General features: G+C 29.7%; 10 protein-coding genes. 1 reads left to right on the plus strand and 9 read right to left on the minus strand.

All coding sequences use genetic code 11. The features are described 5' to 3' along the window. Positions 1–28: 28 nt before the first annotated feature. The 9 genes from CXF68_RS03195 to CXF68_RS03235 form a co-directional block, all read right to left on the minus strand. Entirely contained in the window at positions 29–3,226 is a 3,198-nt protein-coding gene (locus CXF68_RS03195; protein WP_101042926.1) for a TonB-dependent receptor domain-containing protein, read from the minus strand. 137 nt (positions 3,227–3,363) lie between these two features. Next, positions 3,364–4,932: a glucose-6-phosphate isomerase gene (gene pgi, locus CXF68_RS03200; protein WP_101042927.1), complete on the minus strand. Its 1,569-nt coding sequence runs from the start codon at positions 4,930–4,932 to the stop codon at positions 3,364–3,366. A gap of 20 nt (positions 4,933–4,952) precedes the next feature. After that, on the minus strand, positions 4,953–6,218 hold the full coding sequence (locus CXF68_RS03205; RefSeq protein WP_101042928.1) for a peptidoglycan DD-metalloendopeptidase family protein: 1,266 nt from the start codon (positions 6,216–6,218) through the stop codon (positions 4,953–4,955). Between the two features lie 99 nt (positions 6,219–6,317). Continuing rightward, a complete protein-coding gene (locus CXF68_RS03210; protein ID WP_101042929.1) occupies positions 6,318–7,091 on the minus strand; it encodes a DUF3108 domain-containing protein in 774 nt (257 codons plus the stop codon). Positions 7,092–7,193: 102 nt separating this feature from the next. After that, entirely contained in the window at positions 7,194–8,114 is a 921-nt protein-coding gene (locus CXF68_RS03215; RefSeq protein WP_101042930.1) for a tryptophan 2,3-dioxygenase family protein, read from the minus strand. Positions 8,115–8,283: 169 nt separating this feature from the next. Continuing rightward, positions 8,284–9,444 carry a 4-hydroxyphenylpyruvate dioxygenase gene (hppD, locus tag CXF68_RS03220; RefSeq protein WP_101042931.1) on the minus strand — a complete coding sequence of 387 codons (1,161 nt, stop codon included), beginning with the start codon at positions 9,442–9,444 and terminating at the stop codon, positions 8,284–8,286. Between the two features lie 55 nt (positions 9,445–9,499). Next, complete coding sequence (locus CXF68_RS03225; protein WP_101042932.1) at positions 9,500–10,657, minus strand: homogentisate 1,2-dioxygenase; 1,158 nt, start codon at positions 10,655–10,657, stop codon at positions 9,500–9,502. A gap of 244 nt (positions 10,658–10,901) precedes the next feature. Beyond that, complete coding sequence (locus CXF68_RS03230) at positions 10,902–12,119, minus strand: DUF4374 domain-containing protein (RefSeq protein WP_101042933.1); 1,218 nt, start codon at positions 12,117–12,119, stop codon at positions 10,902–10,904. Between the two features lie 38 nt (positions 12,120–12,157). Beyond that, a complete protein-coding gene (locus CXF68_RS03235; protein ID WP_101042934.1) occupies positions 12,158–14,521 on the minus strand; it encodes a TonB-dependent receptor plug domain-containing protein in 2,364 nt (787 codons plus the stop codon). Between the two features lie 327 nt (positions 14,522–14,848). Between CXF68_RS03235 and CXF68_RS03240 the strand changes: the two genes are divergently transcribed. Then, a complete protein-coding gene (locus CXF68_RS03240) occupies positions 14,849–17,254 on the plus strand; it encodes a TonB-dependent receptor (RefSeq protein ID WP_101042935.1) in 2,406 nt (801 codons plus the stop codon). The last annotated feature ends 369 nt before the right edge of the window (positions 17,255–17,623 follow it).

The raw sequence follows: 17,623 nt of genomic DNA on the forward strand, positions 1-17,623 counted from the left end.
GTTTTGAAATACTACTCTTATAAATTTATTAGTTAAATTTATATCTAATACCTATTTGCATTTGCCATCTAGAAGAATTTGACCCGCTATCATCAGACCTATTTAAAGACCCTTCTGCTGATGGGTCATAAGAGTATTCTGGTGTAGTACCATCAGACTCAAACCCTTCAAATTTAACCAATTGTACAGCATTAAAACTTCCCGAATAATATCTCTTACCCCAATTTTTGTTTAATAAATTAGTAAAGTTAAAAATATCAGCAGTTAATTCTATAGCATGAGAATTCTTCTTTCCTTTTAATTTAAATTCATGAGCAAATTTTAAATCTACCACATGGCTCCATTTAGACCTATCGCCATTTCTTTCCGTAAACTTACCTCTTCTACTTCTTAAATAATCATTACTTTCAATAAAACTATTTAAAGCTGTCCATTGTTGAGCAGCTGTAAAAGATCCTTCGTCAACTAAATTAATTTGACTAGCATTGGCTGGTACAAAAACTAGAGAATTAGAATCCCCTGAATCACCCGCTAAAGCTCCTCTATCGTTATAAACATAACTAAACACATTACCTTGACCTGCATCATAAAACAATCCTAAAGTTGTTTTATTTGAAGCATTCCATTTTAAATCAATAGAAGCATTAGACAACACTCTATGTCCTTGTGCAAAATCAGACCTAGACAAACCTAAATTATTTGCTCCGTTAATATTTTCAACTCTAGACCATTGAGAACTATTTTGAGAAGATGTTGGATCATTAACTACATCTGAATCACCGTAAGAATAAGATGCTTGTGCTCTTATGTCTAGAAAATTTGAATAATAATTTTTACTTAATGTTGTTGCAAAATTCCAAGAACTACCTTCACCTGTATTTGAAGCTAAATATATTCCTTGATAATTATTATCAACTCTCTTATATTCATAATTTGGTCTACTTCCTGCTTCAGTGGTAGAAAACTGTGGACCTTCTAAATTAAGATTTTCATATTTTATTGCTTTAATATTATCATTCCAAATAAAATCTGCAGAAATATTAAAGTTGGCTGGTAATTTTTGATCAATCGCTAAGTTCACTTTAAAAACTTGAGGTAACATAAAATTAGCTGCAAATAAATCAACTGAACCAGCAATTGCTCCAGAACCTGCTACTGGGTCTTGAAATTGACTATTAACATCTGGGTTAAATACTGGCGTATTACCTGCTCCTCTTATATCAATATTACCAGAAGTTACCCCGTTATTATTATATGCTCCTCCTGGCCAAACTAAAGGAACTCTAGATGTGAATATACCGAATCCACCTCTAATCTTAGTACTTCTATCTCCTTTAACATCCCATGCAAAACCTACTCTAGGTGAAATATGCATTTTAGAGTCTATCCCCTTACCTACTCTAGCTCCTTTTAAATCTTTTCCTGCCGCTTTTAATAAGCCAATAGTTCTTGTATTAAAATCTGGATTATTTCTTCCATTTTCCCAAAAAGGAACATCAAAACGCAAACCTGCAGTTACTTTAAACTTGTCAGAAACCGTTACCTCATCTTGAAAGTAAATACCAAACTGATATGCATTAAATTTAGCAGATCCTTCTGACGTATCACCATTCCCTCCAATTAAAGAGTAACCTAAACGATATCTAATGGCATTTTGTTTTGTTAAGAAATCATTTACATTAGCAAACTCATAGTAACCAAAATTTCTTCCAAAGAAAACATTATTCATTGATGAAAACTCATTGTGAGTACCAATTGTTACTTTATGAGCTCCTGCAAAAATATCAAAATTATCTGTAAGAGTTAACACTTCAGATTCTAATAAGTTAGCTGTAGAAAAGGCCTCAGAACCAAAAGAAACACGTCCTCTACCATCTCTAATTCTTACATTAGGAAAAGGGTTACCGTTAAAACCTCTATCATCTTTAACCTTTGTATATCCAACAACTAAATTATTAGAATATTTACTTCCGAACGTAGAATTTAATTCCAGTGTAGAAGTATTTGTTGTAGATTCAAATACTTGATTTCCGTTAGAAAAATTAATACTTCTTGTAGATGATGAATTCGCTCTATTACTCACACCTTTTACATAAGAGTGCTTTAATGACAACTTATGATTATCATTAATATTCCAATCTAACTTAGCAATTAATTTATCACTTTTTAAAGATGAAATAGCATTTTCATATCCTCCTACATTATAACCATATTCATTTGCTATGAATTGTGATAAGTTACTTAAAGCTGTAGCGTCTGAATCACCAGTGTAATTATCAACAAAAAAAGTTCTTGGAGTTTCGTTATCTTGTTTTTCATAATTAACAAAATAAAATAATTTATCTTCTTTTATTGCTCCACCTATCCTAGCTCCATAAGTTAAAGCTGTAAATTCTGGTAATTTTATTCTTTCATTACTACCAGCAACATCCACAGGTGTTTTTCCTGCTAATTTTTCATTTCTAAAAAAAGAATAAGCTGATGCTTGTGTTTTATTCGTTCCTGATTTTGTAATTGCATTAATTGAACCTCCTGCAAAACCTGATTGTTTTACATCAAAAGGAGCTATATTAATTTGAAATTGATCGATAGCATCTAATGAAATTGGGCTTACACCCGTTTGACCTCCATTAGTTCCTGAGCTAGATAGACCAAAAACATCGTTACTTACAGCACCATCTAAATAAATAGCGTTATACCTATTATTTTGACCTGCTATTGAAATTTGATTATCTCCGCTAATTTGAGCTTGAGGTGTTAACCTTGCAAAATCAGCTATAGATCTAGAAAGTGTTGGCAATGAAGCTATTTGTTTTCTAGATACTTTTGTTTCAGAACCGTCTTTAGTATTAGACGAAGTACTAATTATAACCTCTTCTAAAACATTAGCATTTTCTTGTAACTTAACGCTTACTGTTTCAGTAACACCTAAGTTTAAATACAATCCTTCTTTTACAGAATTTGCATATCCTACAAACGAAATTGTAACTTTATAAGGCCCACCAATTCTCATGTTAGATATCCTATAAAGACCATCAAAGTTTGTTGATGCACCATATTTTGTACCTGAAGGTACGTGAACTACTAATACATTAGCTCCTGGTAAAGGCTCATTAAGATTATCTGTAATCTTACCTCGCATTGACGAAGTTGTAACCCCTTGTCCTAAAACTGTAGCCGTTACAAAGAACAATGCTGCCAGTAAAACATTTTTAAAATTTCTCATTATTAAATCTATTTGTTATTAAATGCAGTAGCAAAGGTCTTACTTTTCTATGCTGCTAATATTAAGTTAATGTTAAGGTTTTTAACACCTATTTAACAAACAAACCCTTCATAACGGGAGTAAAAAAAACAAAAAGACTAGTTATTTAACATTTTCCTTGCGATTTCCTTACCTAACTCAACACCAAACTGGTCAAAGGAAAATATATTCCATATAACTCCTTGTGTAAAAATTTTATGTTCGTAAGTAGATATTAACATTCCAAAAGTTTTTGGAGTCAATTTATTAAATAGAAATGAAGTACTAGGACGGTTTCCTTTAAATATTTTGTACGGTAATAATTGATTTATTTCGTCTAATCTGTTTTCAAGCTTTAACTCTAAATGAATTTCTTCTTTTGTTTTACCACAAGCTAAAGCTTCCATTTGAGCATAATAATTAGCCATTAATTTTTTATGATGTTCTGTTAAACCATGTAATGATTCTTTAAACCCAATAAAATCTGTTGGAATTAATTTTGTTCCTTGATGTATTAACTGCATAAAAGCATGCTGCATATTTGCGCCAGTCGCTCCCCAAATAATCCCTCCTGTTTGGTAATCTACTTCGTTTCCATTTCTATCAACTCCTTTACCATTACTTTCCATAACTGATTGCTGTAAATAGGCAGGTATTTTTGCTAGGTATTCACTATACGGTAAAACGGCTTCTGTTTCACTTTTAAAAAAGTTATTATACCAAATACTTAGTAATCCTTGTATTACTGGTATATTTTTATCAAAAGGGGTCTCTCGAAAATGATTATCCATTTTTTCAGCTCCATTTAATAACTGCTTAAAATTATCATAACCTATAGATAAACAAATAGACAGCCCTACAGATGACCATAAAGAAAATCTACCACCAACCCAATTCCACATTGGAAAGATATTTTTTTTATCTATTCCAAAACTTGTCGCTTCTTCCATATTAGAAGACACAGCGACAAAATGTTTAGCAACATCAAAAATTGTTGCTGAATTTAAGAACCAATCTCTAATAGTATTAGCATTCGTTAATGTTTCGTCTGTAGTGAATGACTTAGAAACAATTACAAATAATGTAGTTTCTGGATTTAGCTTATTTAATATTTCTACTACATGATCTCCATCTATATTAGAGACAAAGTGTGATTTTAACTTATTTCTATAAAACTGTAAAGATTCAACAACCATACTTGGTCCTAGATCAGACCCTCCTACTCCTATATTAACAACATCTGTAATTACCTTACCTGTAAACCCTTTCCATTTCCCTGAAATAACCTTATTACTAAAGCTTTTCATCTTCCTTAAAGCTGTTTGCACTTGAGGCTTCACATCTTTACCTTCAATTAAAACAGGAGTTTCCGAATTACTTCTCAAAGCCGTATGTAAAACAGCTCTGTCTTCTGTTTCATTAATTTTATCTCCTGAAAAATACTTATCAATAGCATCTTTTAACTCCGTTTGATTAGCCAAAGAAATCAATAAATCAATTGTTTCTTGTGTAATAAGGTTTTTTGAAAAATCAACACTTAGTTCATCTATCTTAATAGAGAATTGTTCTTTTCTGTTTTTATCTTTACGGAAAAGATCTTTTAAATTATATTCTTTTGCTTTACTAAAATGATCAGTTAATTCTTCCCAGGCCTTCGTTTGGGTTGGATTAATGTTTTGTAACGGCATAGTTAATGTATTGCTAATATTTATTTTTTATTTAAAGGAGCAGAAACAGTATCCTTTATAGCTAATTTTATACTGTCTAATCGTACTTTTAATGGTTTTATAAATTTAAAATACGCTGGTTTAACCAAAGAATCTAACGGTTCTGCTGATGGCAGTTTTTCTCTAAAAGGATCTACTTGTTTCCCATATTTCCAAAAACGATAACACACATGTGGTCCGCTTGTATTTCCTGTCATACCTACCCAACCTATAATATCTCCTTGTTTTACATAATCTCCTACTCTAACATTTCTTCGTTTCATATGTAAATACTGAGTAGTGTATGTACCATTATGCATTACTTTTACATAATTTCCATTACCTCCTTTTCTTGCAGCTTCGACAACTGTACCACTAGCTGTCGTCATTATTGGAGTTCCATACTTTGCAGCAAAATCTGTTCCTCTATGAGGTCGAACTCTTCCATATAATGCAATTTTCCTTCTTAAATTATAACGTGATGATATACGGTATTGAAATTTAATTGGCGATTTTAAAAATGCCCTTCTCAGCATATCTCCTTTTTCATTATAAAATTCTGGAATATTCTTAATAGAATCACCTACAAATTTATAAGCATATAAGTCTTCTCCTTTATGATTAAAAACCGCCGCTTTCACTTCTCCATAGCCAACAAAAACAGTATCATTAATAAATTTCTCTTCATAAATTAATTTAAATTTATCTCCTTTTTGTAATCGATAAAAATCAAGTGTCCATGCATAAATATCAGCTACAGTATTTGTTAATGAAGCACTAAGATTTAAACTATCCATTGTAACTGATAAGTTTGAAAAAATTTGTCCTGTAATTTCTTTTTCTATTATTTTAATTTTTTTCTTAAACTTATATGATAATATAACAGAATCTTTGAAATTAATTATTGTCGCATTTACCTTGTTATGTTTATAAATAAAAACTTGAGGTTTTTCAAGAGAATCTCTTGATGTTAAAATAGTAAATGCCTTTCCCGATCTAATTCGTCTTACATCAAAAGTATCTTTAATTACTGTTGCTATTTTATTTATTTTTGGATATCCCACATGGTATCTATCTAAAATAACGCCAAAACTTTCACCATTTTTAATAGTATCATTTATTACGTTATAATTATCTAGATTAAATCCAAAAGCATAAATAGGCTTTGGTTTTTCTATCTTTACAGGAGTCTTTATTTCTTCTTTTTTTTCTTTTTTACATGATAAAAAAGCACAAAAAATAAAAAGTAAGAGAATATATTTTTTCAAAAAAAATTATTTAAAATTGAGTTTACTTGCAAAAGTACAAATAAAAACTATTCCTTATTACACTTTAACAATAAGTAAACAACTTATTAAATTATTATATTAAAAAATTACTTCAAATGGATTTGCCAACCCCTTATATGCTTCTAAATCTGCCCGAAGAGAACCGACAGCTAAAGATGCTTTCATTTTTATTGGTATTTTATTATCATCAGCAGTAATCCATACAGTTACACTTTCTTTTGCTTTAAAAACTCTACCGGACTGAACTAATGGTCTAAATTTTTGAGTTTTTATTTTTCCGAATTTTGTTTTTAATATTTCGTTACCTAAAAAACGCAATCTAAAAGGATAACTTTTATTATCAAAAAACATATTTACCTTTATTTCCTCCCCCTTTTTCATTCCCTTTGTATTATAACTTCTTAAAAAATAGAATGTAGAAATCATATCTTGTGGGCCAGTTACTGAAATAGTATTCTCTTTCTTTTTTATAAAATCTTGAACATATGCTGTATTATTCTCTTGATCAAAAGTTATATGTCTATTTTTTTTATAACCTCCTTCATTTATTTTTCTTTTAAATAAATATGGCTTTCCTGTTTCTATATCAAAATAAGATTGATAATCATCTTTTACCTTAAAAAACCATTTAATCATTCCTGTAGTCCAGCCCTTTCCTGTAGCGTGCAATACTTTTTTTCCTTTTAAATTTTCTTCTTTTAACGATAAAGTAGCATTCCCTGCTTTTAAAAACCCGCTATAACTCATTTTAAACTTAAGCCATTCACCTCCTTTAAATACAGTTGTTTTTTTTTGACCAAAAGCAATTATGGTAATAAATAATAGTGTAATAAATAGTATCTTTTTCTTCATGATGTTCAAACTTATGAAAAAAATTAAACAATTATTGTTCCAAACTAAAAAAAGCTGCTTGATATTAAAATCAAACAGCTTTATATTTTTTATTAGCTAAAATTAAAATGTACCCCAATTTTTAAGTTCTTCTTCGTTCCATAAATACGGAAAGAAGATTCTTCTTTGATACTTTGGATGCATATATTTACGCCAATTACTTCCACCAGTAGCTTCTAAATCTTTATCACCACCACCTAAATATTTTCCAGCAGCATCATAATGTGCTAGTACCCATTTTACATTTACTGTATAATCATAATGACGCATTGCAGCTATTAGCTCTTCGTTTTCTTGAAATTCTTTAGGTAATTCTTGAAATTTCTTAGAAAGATTACACTCATTATAATCCTCCATAAAATCAATAAAATCACCCATATACTTTTCTTCAAATAGATTGATTAAAGTAGATTTCTTACCAGTTTTATGATCTTTACCAGCAGCTTGCCAATACAAATGGTTAAATGCATTTTTTAAAGACGAATCTCTATCTATAGTATCTCTATATCTAACATCTATTAAATTAATTAACTCTGTTGATGCAAATTCTATTTTTCGATATTGAGCACTTTGAAAACCACTTGCAGGAGCTAGTGTATTTCTAAATTTTAGATATTGCTCTACATCCATACCTTCCCCCATCACATCAAAGGAACTACATAACATATCAAAATATCGACTAATTCTCATTAAGTGTTTAGAAAATTTCTCTGCAGTTATTGCTTCTTTAGAAAGAGAAATTTGATCTATTTCCCATAAAACCATTTTAAATAATAGTTCATTTACTTGATGATACATGATAAACACCATTTCATCTTTTTCTGTTGTTCTAGGAATTTGCAATCCCAATAACGCATCTGTTTGAATATAATCCCAATAAGTTATTGGCGTACTATGAAGCAACCCCTCTAACATTGTATTCAAAGGGACTCCTAATTTATCGTATTTTTCTTCTAATGCTTTTAAAATATCTTCCTTACTCATTTTTATACTTTTTAAATTTAAAATTCACCTTTATTTTGATGTAAAATAAATTTTATGAGAAAGGGGATTTTATATTCTTAAAATTCTGATTCATTTTTTAAAATAAAAAGAGAACCAAGATTACAGATTTCACATCTTCTCTCTTGGTTCTTTTATCTAATATATTAGGTTATAGTGTTCCTCTATTCGCCTGCTCTCTTTCGATTGACTCGAATAATGCCTTAAAATTCCCAGCTCCAAACCCACGAGCGCCCATTCTTTGAATAATTTCAAAGAATAAAGTGGGTCTATCTTCAACAGGCTTTGTGAAAATTTGCAATAAATACCCTTCTTCATCTGCATCAATCATAATTGATAATTTCTGAAGCTCATTTATATCTTCTTTCATCATATCTCTATGCTCACCTAATCTTTCAGGAATCATATCGTAATACGACTGTGGTGGTGGTGGTAAAAATTCTACTCCACGTGCTTTTAACTCACTTACTGTTTTAATAATATCATCAGTTGCAACAGCAATATGTTGTACTCCAGAACCTTCATAGAAGTCTAAATATTCTTCAATTTGTGATTTTTTTGCAGCTTTTGCAGGTTCGTTAATTGGAAATTTAATACGACCATTTCCGTTAGACATAACCTTACTCATTAATGCAGAATACTCTGTATGAATTTGCTTATCATCAAATGATAAAAAATTTTCGAACCCCATTACGTCTTCATACCATTTTACCCAAACATCCATTTGATTCCAACCAACGTTACCAACCATGTGGTCTATGTACTTTAAACCAACTGAAGTTGGATTATAGTCAGATTCCCATTTTTGAAAACCAGGCATAAATGTTCCTTTATAGTTTTTACGTTCAATAAACATATGTACTGTTTCACCATAAGTGTAAATTCCTGCTTTTACAATTTCACCATGCTCATCTGTTTCAACAGTTGGTTCTAAATATGATTTAGCCCCACGTTTTGTTGTTTCTTCGTAAGCACTTCTTGCATCATCAACCCAAAGAGCAACTACTTTTACACCATCACCATGTTTTACAATATGATCGTTAATTGGCGATTTACTATTTAATGGTGTTGTTAATACTAAACGGATTTTATCTTGTTTTAAAACATAACTTACAGAATCTCTAGATCCTGTTTCTAATCCTTTATAAGCTAATGATTGAAAACCAAAAGCAGTTTTATAAAAATGAGCCGCTTGTTTTGCATTACCCACATAAAACTCTACATAATCTGTTCCTAATAACGGAAGAAAATCTTGTGCTCCTTCAAATATTTTCTCTAAACCGTAATCTACTGACTTTACTTCTTTTGCCATCTTTGTGATGTTTATATTTTTTCCCTGCGTTAACAGGTATATTATTTCTATTTAATTACCCTAACCAAGATTTAAAATAATCTTCGTCTGCAATTTTCATTGCTTCTTCTGTAACCATTAAAGGTTTAAAAGTATCAACCATTACAGCCAATTCTTCTGTTTTTGTTTTACCAATACTTCTTTCAGCTGCTCCTGGGTGGGGACCATGTGGTATTCCGGCTGGATGCAAGGAGATATGGCCTGCTTCAACATCATTTCTACTCATAAAATCCCCATCTACATAATACAAAACCTCATCGGCATCTATATTACTATGGTTATAAGGAGCTGGTATTGAATCTGGGTGATAATCATACAGCCTAGGTACAAATGAGCAAATTACAAAAGCATTTGTTTCAAAAGTTTGATGAATTGGAGGTGGTAAATGAATTCTACCTGTAATAGGTTCGAAATCATGAATTGACAAAGCATACGGATAATTAAACCCATCATACCCAACTACATCAAAAGGATGTGTTGCATATACCATATCAAAAATTTCATCTTTCTTTTTTACTTTTATAATGAATTCTCCTTTTTTATTATTAGTTTCTAATTCATAAGGACGACGGATATCTCGCTCACAATATGGTGAATGTTCTAACAATTGTCCAAACCAATTTCTATATTGTTTTGGTGTATAAATTGGCGAATGAGATTCTACAATAAATAAACGATTATCTTCCGTATCGAAATCTATTTTATAAATAATCCCTCTTGGAATAATTAGATAATCTCCATATTTAAAATCTAAATTCCCATAAATTGTTCTAAGTTTTCCTGTTCCTTTATGAACAAAAATCATTTCATCAGAATCTGTATTCTTATAAAAATATTCTGTTGTAGATTTTCTTGGAGCCGCTAAAGCAATATGGCAATCTGAATTTGTTAATACAATTTTTCGACTTTCTAAATAGTCATCCTCTGGAACTACTTGAAACCCTCTTAATCTATATGATTGAATATTATTTTCTTTTGCTACTTTCGGTGCAACACTGTACTGATTTCTTATTTCTTTAACCTGTGTTGGTCTTTGCTCGTGATAACTGTTTGTCGACATTCCGTCAAATCCAACGGTTCCAAAAAGTTGTTCGTAGTATAAGCTTCCGTCTTTTTTACGAAACTGCGTATGACGTTTTGGTGGAATTTCTCCTAATTTATGATAAAATGGCATATTTAAATGATTTAATTAAACTAAAATCTTTTTAAACTCTTCGATTATTACACAAAACAGCTATTCTGGTTTACGTTTTATCATATATTTTAAATGAGCTAAAAGATCTTGCCAATGCATATTTATCTGTTTTTTTATTGTCTCCTTACAAATATACCAAATTTTAAAAACAATTTAAACACGAAAAGACATCTTAAAGTATTATACCTTAAGATGTCTCTTCAAAAAAAATAAAATAAGCTAATTAGTTGATCGCAAAAATCCCCTTTACTACAGCTGCATTAACTTGTATACTTTTTTTAGCTGTTGCTGTATTCACATCAATTTCATAAATATAAGCGCCATTTTTATCACTTATATTCATATACACTTTTCCGTTATGATTTAAAGCAGGTGTAGCCCACTGACCACCGTGTAATGGAATACCAACAACTTCTGTTACGGTTTTAGTCTCTAAATCTACAATAGCAATTTTACAGATAGGTGTTTCACCCATTGGAGCAAATGCATCCCATTTTTTCGAATCATCGGTGATCATTCTTACAACTGCCTTGTTCTTTCCTACATAATGCAAAAAGTTAATTTTGTTTCCTCCTGAAGCAGTTTCAAAATCGAAATAATAGTCTGTATCAAAATCTGTATCACCACTTTTAATTCTTAGAATTGATGATTTATTTACTGGTGCAGGATCAAAACCACAAGCAGAAGAAGAGGTAGATGCTGTATAAATATTATTATTTTCATCTTTTACTAATCCGTTATAATTTCCATAAAAACCAATATCAGATCCACGGGTATCTTTTATTAGCTTCTCAAAAACTAATTCAGGGTAACTATATACAGCTATTCTTGCTTCATTAGAATTTGGCGTTTTCCACTTATCTCCCTCAGCACTCGTTAAATAGTAAGACAAAAATAATTTACCTCCTTTTACCGCAATACCAGTAGGCCAAGACATTAAATTTTCATCTTGTCTTTCATCTATTTTTGTTGCTACTGTTTTAGTAATTACTAAATCGTCTGTATCTACTAAAAAAATAGTTCTATTTTCAAAACCAGCCCTAGGACTTTCAACAGCAATCATTGTTTTATCATCTCCTTTTCCTAATAAATCGAAAGAAGCTGGAAAGGCGAATTCACCCTTCTTTGTAAGTTTTCCATCTTGAAAATCGTACCCTACACAATTGGTGGTTTTATACCCTGAACTAATAATAGTATTATTTACAAAGTAATAGTTTCTCTTGCCATCTTGCTGAATACCATTATTAATTGGTGATATTACTGACTCCATAAAGTTTTCTACTCCTAAAACTACATTGGTAGTTTCCGTTTTTTCACCTACTTGAACAGCAACTGCTAATTTTGTTTTTTTTACTGTTGTATTTACTGGAGTATCATCACTACAAGAGCTAAAAAAGCTCATCGTAAATAGTAACCCTATTGCTAAAATTGATTGTCTCATAATTCCCTTTTATTTATTTACTGGTTTTATTAATTTATTTATTTTGATAAGTAGTACCTTAATTTTAAACTGAAATTTCTTCCTGGTTTTTGAAGGTTATAATTATCTGTAATATTTGCATTAAAAATGTTATTTGCTGCTATGGAAAGATTATAGGTTCCATTTTTAAAAGAATAAACAGCTTCAATATTTTGTGCTAATTGATTTTTTATTAATTTTTGATCTTCATTTCCTATTTCCGCAAAAAACAAAGAATAGCCGTGGATGTAATTTTGAAATGATGTTACAGAAAGCCTATCATCTTTCCTAAATACATTTGTAGTATTGTAGTTTAGCTTTAAATTACCGAATAAATAAGGGGTGTTAGGTATTCGGGCGTCCAAGAACGGATTAAGTCGTGTTGAATTTCCTGCAAATTTATTTTTATCCCTAATATCTAAGTATGTTGCGCTTACACCAATACTATACGCATCATTAAAAGTATACTGAAGCTCTCCCTCTATACCTTTTGTTAACACTTTTTCTAAATTATCATTTACTTGAAAAATTAATTCTGGACGTAAATAAATAAAGTTTTTAGAGCTTCTTAAAAAGGTATTGGTTTCAAAATGAATTTTATGTTTATCGCCTAAATATTGATTTGTTCTAAAACCAAGGTTAATATTAGTACTCGTTTCTGGTTTTAAATTAATATTGGTTAAAATAGCCATTCCGTTTCCTAAAATTTCCAAGTTTTCTGGAAAGCGAATCGCGTTTTCAAAAGAAGTTTTTATTTGTGTGTTTTTTGTAAACAAATACGTTAGCGCACCTCCGTAACCTGTAAAATTAGAAGCTATATTTTTATATTCTTTTAAGCTTCCTGAAAAATCAGTTACTAGAGAATTGATATTGTAATTATATCTTTTTCCGAATAAAATTCCTTTTAATTTTTCATCAAAAAGATTAAATGAATATGATAATCCCGTTACTTTTTTGTCAACCCTACTTGGCGTTCCAAATTGCGTATTATTTCTAGGATGCAAAGGATCATTACCTTCCATTTTAAAATAGTCTGTAGAAAAATTTACAGCTACAATTTGGTCTTTTGGAAGTTGGTATTGTACATTAAAATTTACTAATATATTTTCTTGATTTAGTGTTAATTCTGTTTTTCTATTTTGCTCCCCCGTAGCCATATGATCATCATATTTAATTTCTCCATTCCAAAAATACCTATGATTACTTTTATCTTCATATCTGCGTTCGTTATCTACAAGAGCTAAAAAAGAACGAACATCAAGGTTTTTAAAAACCCCTTTCTTAGCATATTTTAAAGTACTAATTCTACTTTTATTTTTTTCAAATACTTCTCCAAAGGGGTTTATTATTTTCCCAGGTAGTCTTGTATGCTGTATTTCTTTATAATTATCAGAAAACAAAATACCTACCAGTAATTCATCAGCATACTTTTTATTTGTAATACCAACCTCTAGTTGTCCCATTTTTGAGGTATATGCATTATGAAATCTTTTTACTTTAGTGGTTTCATCGGTTATTTTACCCCCTTCACCTGGTATAATTATATCTATTACATAATCGTTATCGGAATAATTATAAAATGATTTTAATCGCGCTGTAAACCCACTATTCTTATCATAGTATTGAGTATTTAACGAAGCTTTATGTGTATTAAATGACCCTATTGAATATGAAGCATCTAAATAATTATTTGTTTGCTTTTTTGTTTGAATATTAATTGCTCCTCCTAAGGCATCTGAAGACAAATAAATAGGCACTACTCCTTTATAAACCTCTATAGATTCTATAATATTAGACGGAAAATTATTTAAGGTTAATGATCGTCCAAAATAACTCATAGGAATACCATCAATAAATGTTTTTATCTGCTTTCCAGAAAGCCCGTTTAAAGAAAGATTAAAATCAGATCCCAAACCTCCTTCTTCTCTAATAATAATACCAGGTACTTTATTTAAAACCTGACTTATATTTGTTGCCGTATTTTTAAACACTTCCGTTTCTATAACATTTACCGCATATGCTTGATCTCTTATTTTTTCGGCTTTAGATTTTCCTTGAATTATAATTTCATCTAAAGTACTATCGTTCTCTTTTAAATAAAAAGAGAGGTTTATCTTTTTAGAAGCTTTTGTAAATTTTTTATAAAAAGGCTTATACCCTATATATTGTATTTTTAACGTAAAACTATTTAAATTAGGAAATGATAATTCAAAACAACCTTTATTTCCAGCAGCAATAGTTATATTTTGATATAGAATAGTTACATGTGCATTTTCTAACTGTTCATTAAATTCATTATAAACACAACCTGATATTCTATCATTTTGAGCATTTAACGTTGCTATTTGCAAAAAATACATCAAGAAAATTATTATATATTTCATTTTTTAATTTTACTTATTTAGATTCAATAAATATAATTACAAAAATATAATAATATTATCCTTAGTCAGTTGCGTTTCCATTTTTTTTAAAATAATTAAAAAAAATCAACAAAAAAAGCACACAAATGAATTAAAATCAAAATAAATCACCATTAATTAAACATTATACACAGATAAGCTCATATAAAAACATAATCCACAAAAGGCTAACTATCCTATAATTCAAATATTATAAATTTTATTTAAAATTAATCTAAATAAATTTTGAAAATCAACAACAACTAAATACTTTTGCCTTTTAAATATTATTAAATCTAAATAAAATAAATGAAAAAAGTAATAATAGCTATTTTATTGTCCTTGATAGCGGCAAATTCAATAGCTCAAAAAAAATCCATTAATGGTGTTGTAACTGACAACAACAACAATCCATTAATTGGTGTTAATGTACTTATTAAAGGCACAGATAACGGTACACAAACAGATATTAATGGTCAATTCACTATTCAGAATGGCACTAAAAACCAACAAACATTAATTATTTCTTACATTGGATTTAAGACAAAAAACATCAATATAAATCCTAATGAAAAAAACCTTTCCATTACACTTTATGAGGGAAATGAGTTATTAAATGAAATAATAGTTGATACGAACAGAAAGAACAAATTTTCGAGAAAAAAATCTGCTTATGTAGCAAAATTACCTTTAAAGAATATTGAAAATGCTCAGGTATATAGTACAGTTACAAATCAATTATTAATATCACAATCTGTAGTTAGTTTTGAAGAGGCTTTAAAAAATACAACAGGTGTCGAACAGTTATGGTCATCAACAGGAAGAAGTGGTGATGGTGCTGGTTATTATTCAATTCGTGGATTCTCTATTCAACCTCAATTAGTAAATGGAGTTCCTGGAATTACAAACGGTTTTGTTAATCCTGATAATGTAGAAAGAATTGAAGTTATTAAAGGCCCTTCAGCAACTTTATTTGGTAGTACAGTAACTTCTTATGGTGGTTTAATTAATATTGTTACTAAAAAACCTTACAAAGGTACTGGTGGAAACATTACTGTTGCTGGTGGTTCTTTTGGTTTTAAAAAATTAACTGTAGATGTTAACACCAATCTTGAAGATAATGAAGATATATCTTTACGTTTTAATGCAGGATATCAAACACAAGATAGCTTTCAAGATGCTGGTTTTAGAAAATCTTTATTCTTAGCTCCATCTATTTCTTATAAAATAAACAACAGGTTAACATTAAACTTTAATTACGAGTTATCATCTACTGATCAAACAAATCAACCTTTCTTGTTTTTAAATAGAGCTCCATTAACTTTTAATAATTTAGATGAATTAAATTATGACACAAGTAAATCGTTAACAAATAACGATATTTCAATTAAAAATCCTACTCAAAATTATAGAGGTGAAATTGCTTATAAAATTTCTGATAATTGGTCATCTCAAACAATAATTGCTGGAGGTAATACAAAATCAAAAGGTCATTATACTTATTTATACAATCTTCAAGATAATTTATTTGGTTTATTTGCTCAAAAAACAGATGCAGAAACCAATACTTTAGATATACAACAGAACTTCACAGGAGATTTTAAATTAGGTACTATGAGAAACAGAATTGTTGTTGGTGTAGATTATTTAAAATTACAAATCCAAGACAATGGTTCTGGCTTTAGCAGAATTAACGTTACAAATCCACAAGGTCAACTTATACCTGTACCTGCAAATTTTGGTTTTGCAAATTTACCTACCAATCGTGCAAATTTAGAAACAGTTTTAGCAAATTCACCAAGAACAAATTCTGATCTTAATCAAAATATTTTTAGCGGATATGTTTCTGATGTAATAAATATTTTACCTGAATTATCTGTTATGGCTGGTGTTCGTTATGATAGATTTCAATATAAAGGTGATGCAAACGACGTTTCTGATGATGATAAAGCATATACAAAATCAACATTATCGCCTAAATTTGGGGTTGTTTATCAACCAATATTAAATCAATTGTCAGTTTTTGCAAATTATCAAAACGGATTTTCTTATGTAAATCCAGAGAGAGTACCAGTTGACATTGCAAACCCAACAGGGCAAACGAAGATACAATCATACGATTTGGAACAAGCAAACCAAATAGAATTTGGTGTAAAAACAAATTTATTTAATAATAAACTTGAAGCTTCTTTAAGTTACTACGATATTACTGTAAAAGATAAAGTAATGGGGTTTGGTGCTAGTAAAATACAAGACGGAACTGTAAAAAGTAAAGGTTTTGAGTTGGAAATTAATGCAAATCCAATTAATGGATTAAACTTAAGAGGTGGTTTTAGTTACAATGATTCAAAAGTAACAAAAACTGTATCTAGACCTGATTTAATAGGTGTTCGTTTGGCTGAAGCAGGACCAGAAACATCTTATAACTTTTGGGCAGATTATAAATTTCAAGATGGAATTGCTAAAAACTTCGGTTTAGGTTTTGGTGTTAACGGTGCTAGTGATTATAACACTATGGTTGGTTACCCATCAGCTGGTGACTTTATCTTACCAGCATACTCAATTTTTAATGCTTCAGTTTATTATGAAGTTGATAAATTTAGAATTAGTGTAAAAGGAAACAATTTAACAGATAAAGAATATTATAAAGGATGGAGTACTGTAAACATACAAGCTCCGAGAGCATTCTTAGGAACGCTTACTTATAAGTTCTAATCTTATAAATTTTGTTCCTATTGTAATTTGAATTGTTAGTTTGTTGAATACCCGCATAACTCAATGTTGTAAAGCCTTGAGTTATGCTATTTTAAAAAAACTAGATTAATAAATAAAGATGAATACAATTATAATACTCCTAAATTTTATAAGCGTTCTCCTGTTATTAAACACCTCTAGAGAGGCGATATTAAATAACGGTATCGTAGAAAAATTGATGCAAAAAAACATCAAAAAAATTAAAATCGTTGGGATTTTAATAATTGCACTCTCTTTTTTTTCAAGTACGCTATTACACGGTATAACTACAGGTATACTTATAAATCTATTCTTTTTATCAATAACACTAAGCTTAATTATTCTTTTTAA

The sequence above is a fragment of the Tenacibaculum sp. Bg11-29 genome (assembly GCF_002836595.1).
GTDB lineage: Bacteria > Bacteroidota > Bacteroidia > Flavobacteriales > Flavobacteriaceae > Polaribacter.

Coding starts and splice junctions, on each gene's coding strand:
- CXF68_RS03195 (WP_101042926.1), bottom strand. CDS start 3,226: ATGAGAAATTTTAAAAATGTTTTACTGGCAGCATTGTTCTTTGTAACG.
- CXF68_RS03210 (WP_101042929.1), bottom strand. CDS start 7,091: ATGAAGAAAAAGATACTATTTATTACACTATTATTTATTACCATAATT.
- CXF68_RS03230 (WP_101042933.1), bottom strand. CDS start 12,119: ATGAGACAATCAATTTTAGCAATAGGGTTACTATTTACGATGAGCTTT.
- hppD (WP_101042931.1), bottom strand. CDS start 9,444: ATGGCAAAAGAAGTAAAGTCAGTAGATTACGGTTTAGAGAAAATATTT.
- CXF68_RS03235 (WP_101042934.1), bottom strand. CDS start 14,521: ATGAAATATATAATAATTTTCTTGATGTATTTTTTGCAAATAGCAACG.
- pgi (WP_101042927.1), bottom strand. CDS start 4,932: ATGCCGTTACAAAACATTAATCCAACCCAAACGAAGGCCTGGGAAGAA.
- CXF68_RS03225 (WP_101042932.1), bottom strand. CDS start 10,657: ATGCCATTTTATCATAAATTAGGAGAAATTCCACCAAAACGTCATACG.
- CXF68_RS03215 (WP_101042930.1), bottom strand. CDS start 8,114: ATGAGTAAGGAAGATATTTTAAAAGCATTAGAAGAAAAATACGATAAA.
- CXF68_RS03240 (WP_101042935.1), top strand. CDS start 14,849: ATGAAAAAAGTAATAATAGCTATTTTATTGTCCTTGATAGCGGCAAAT.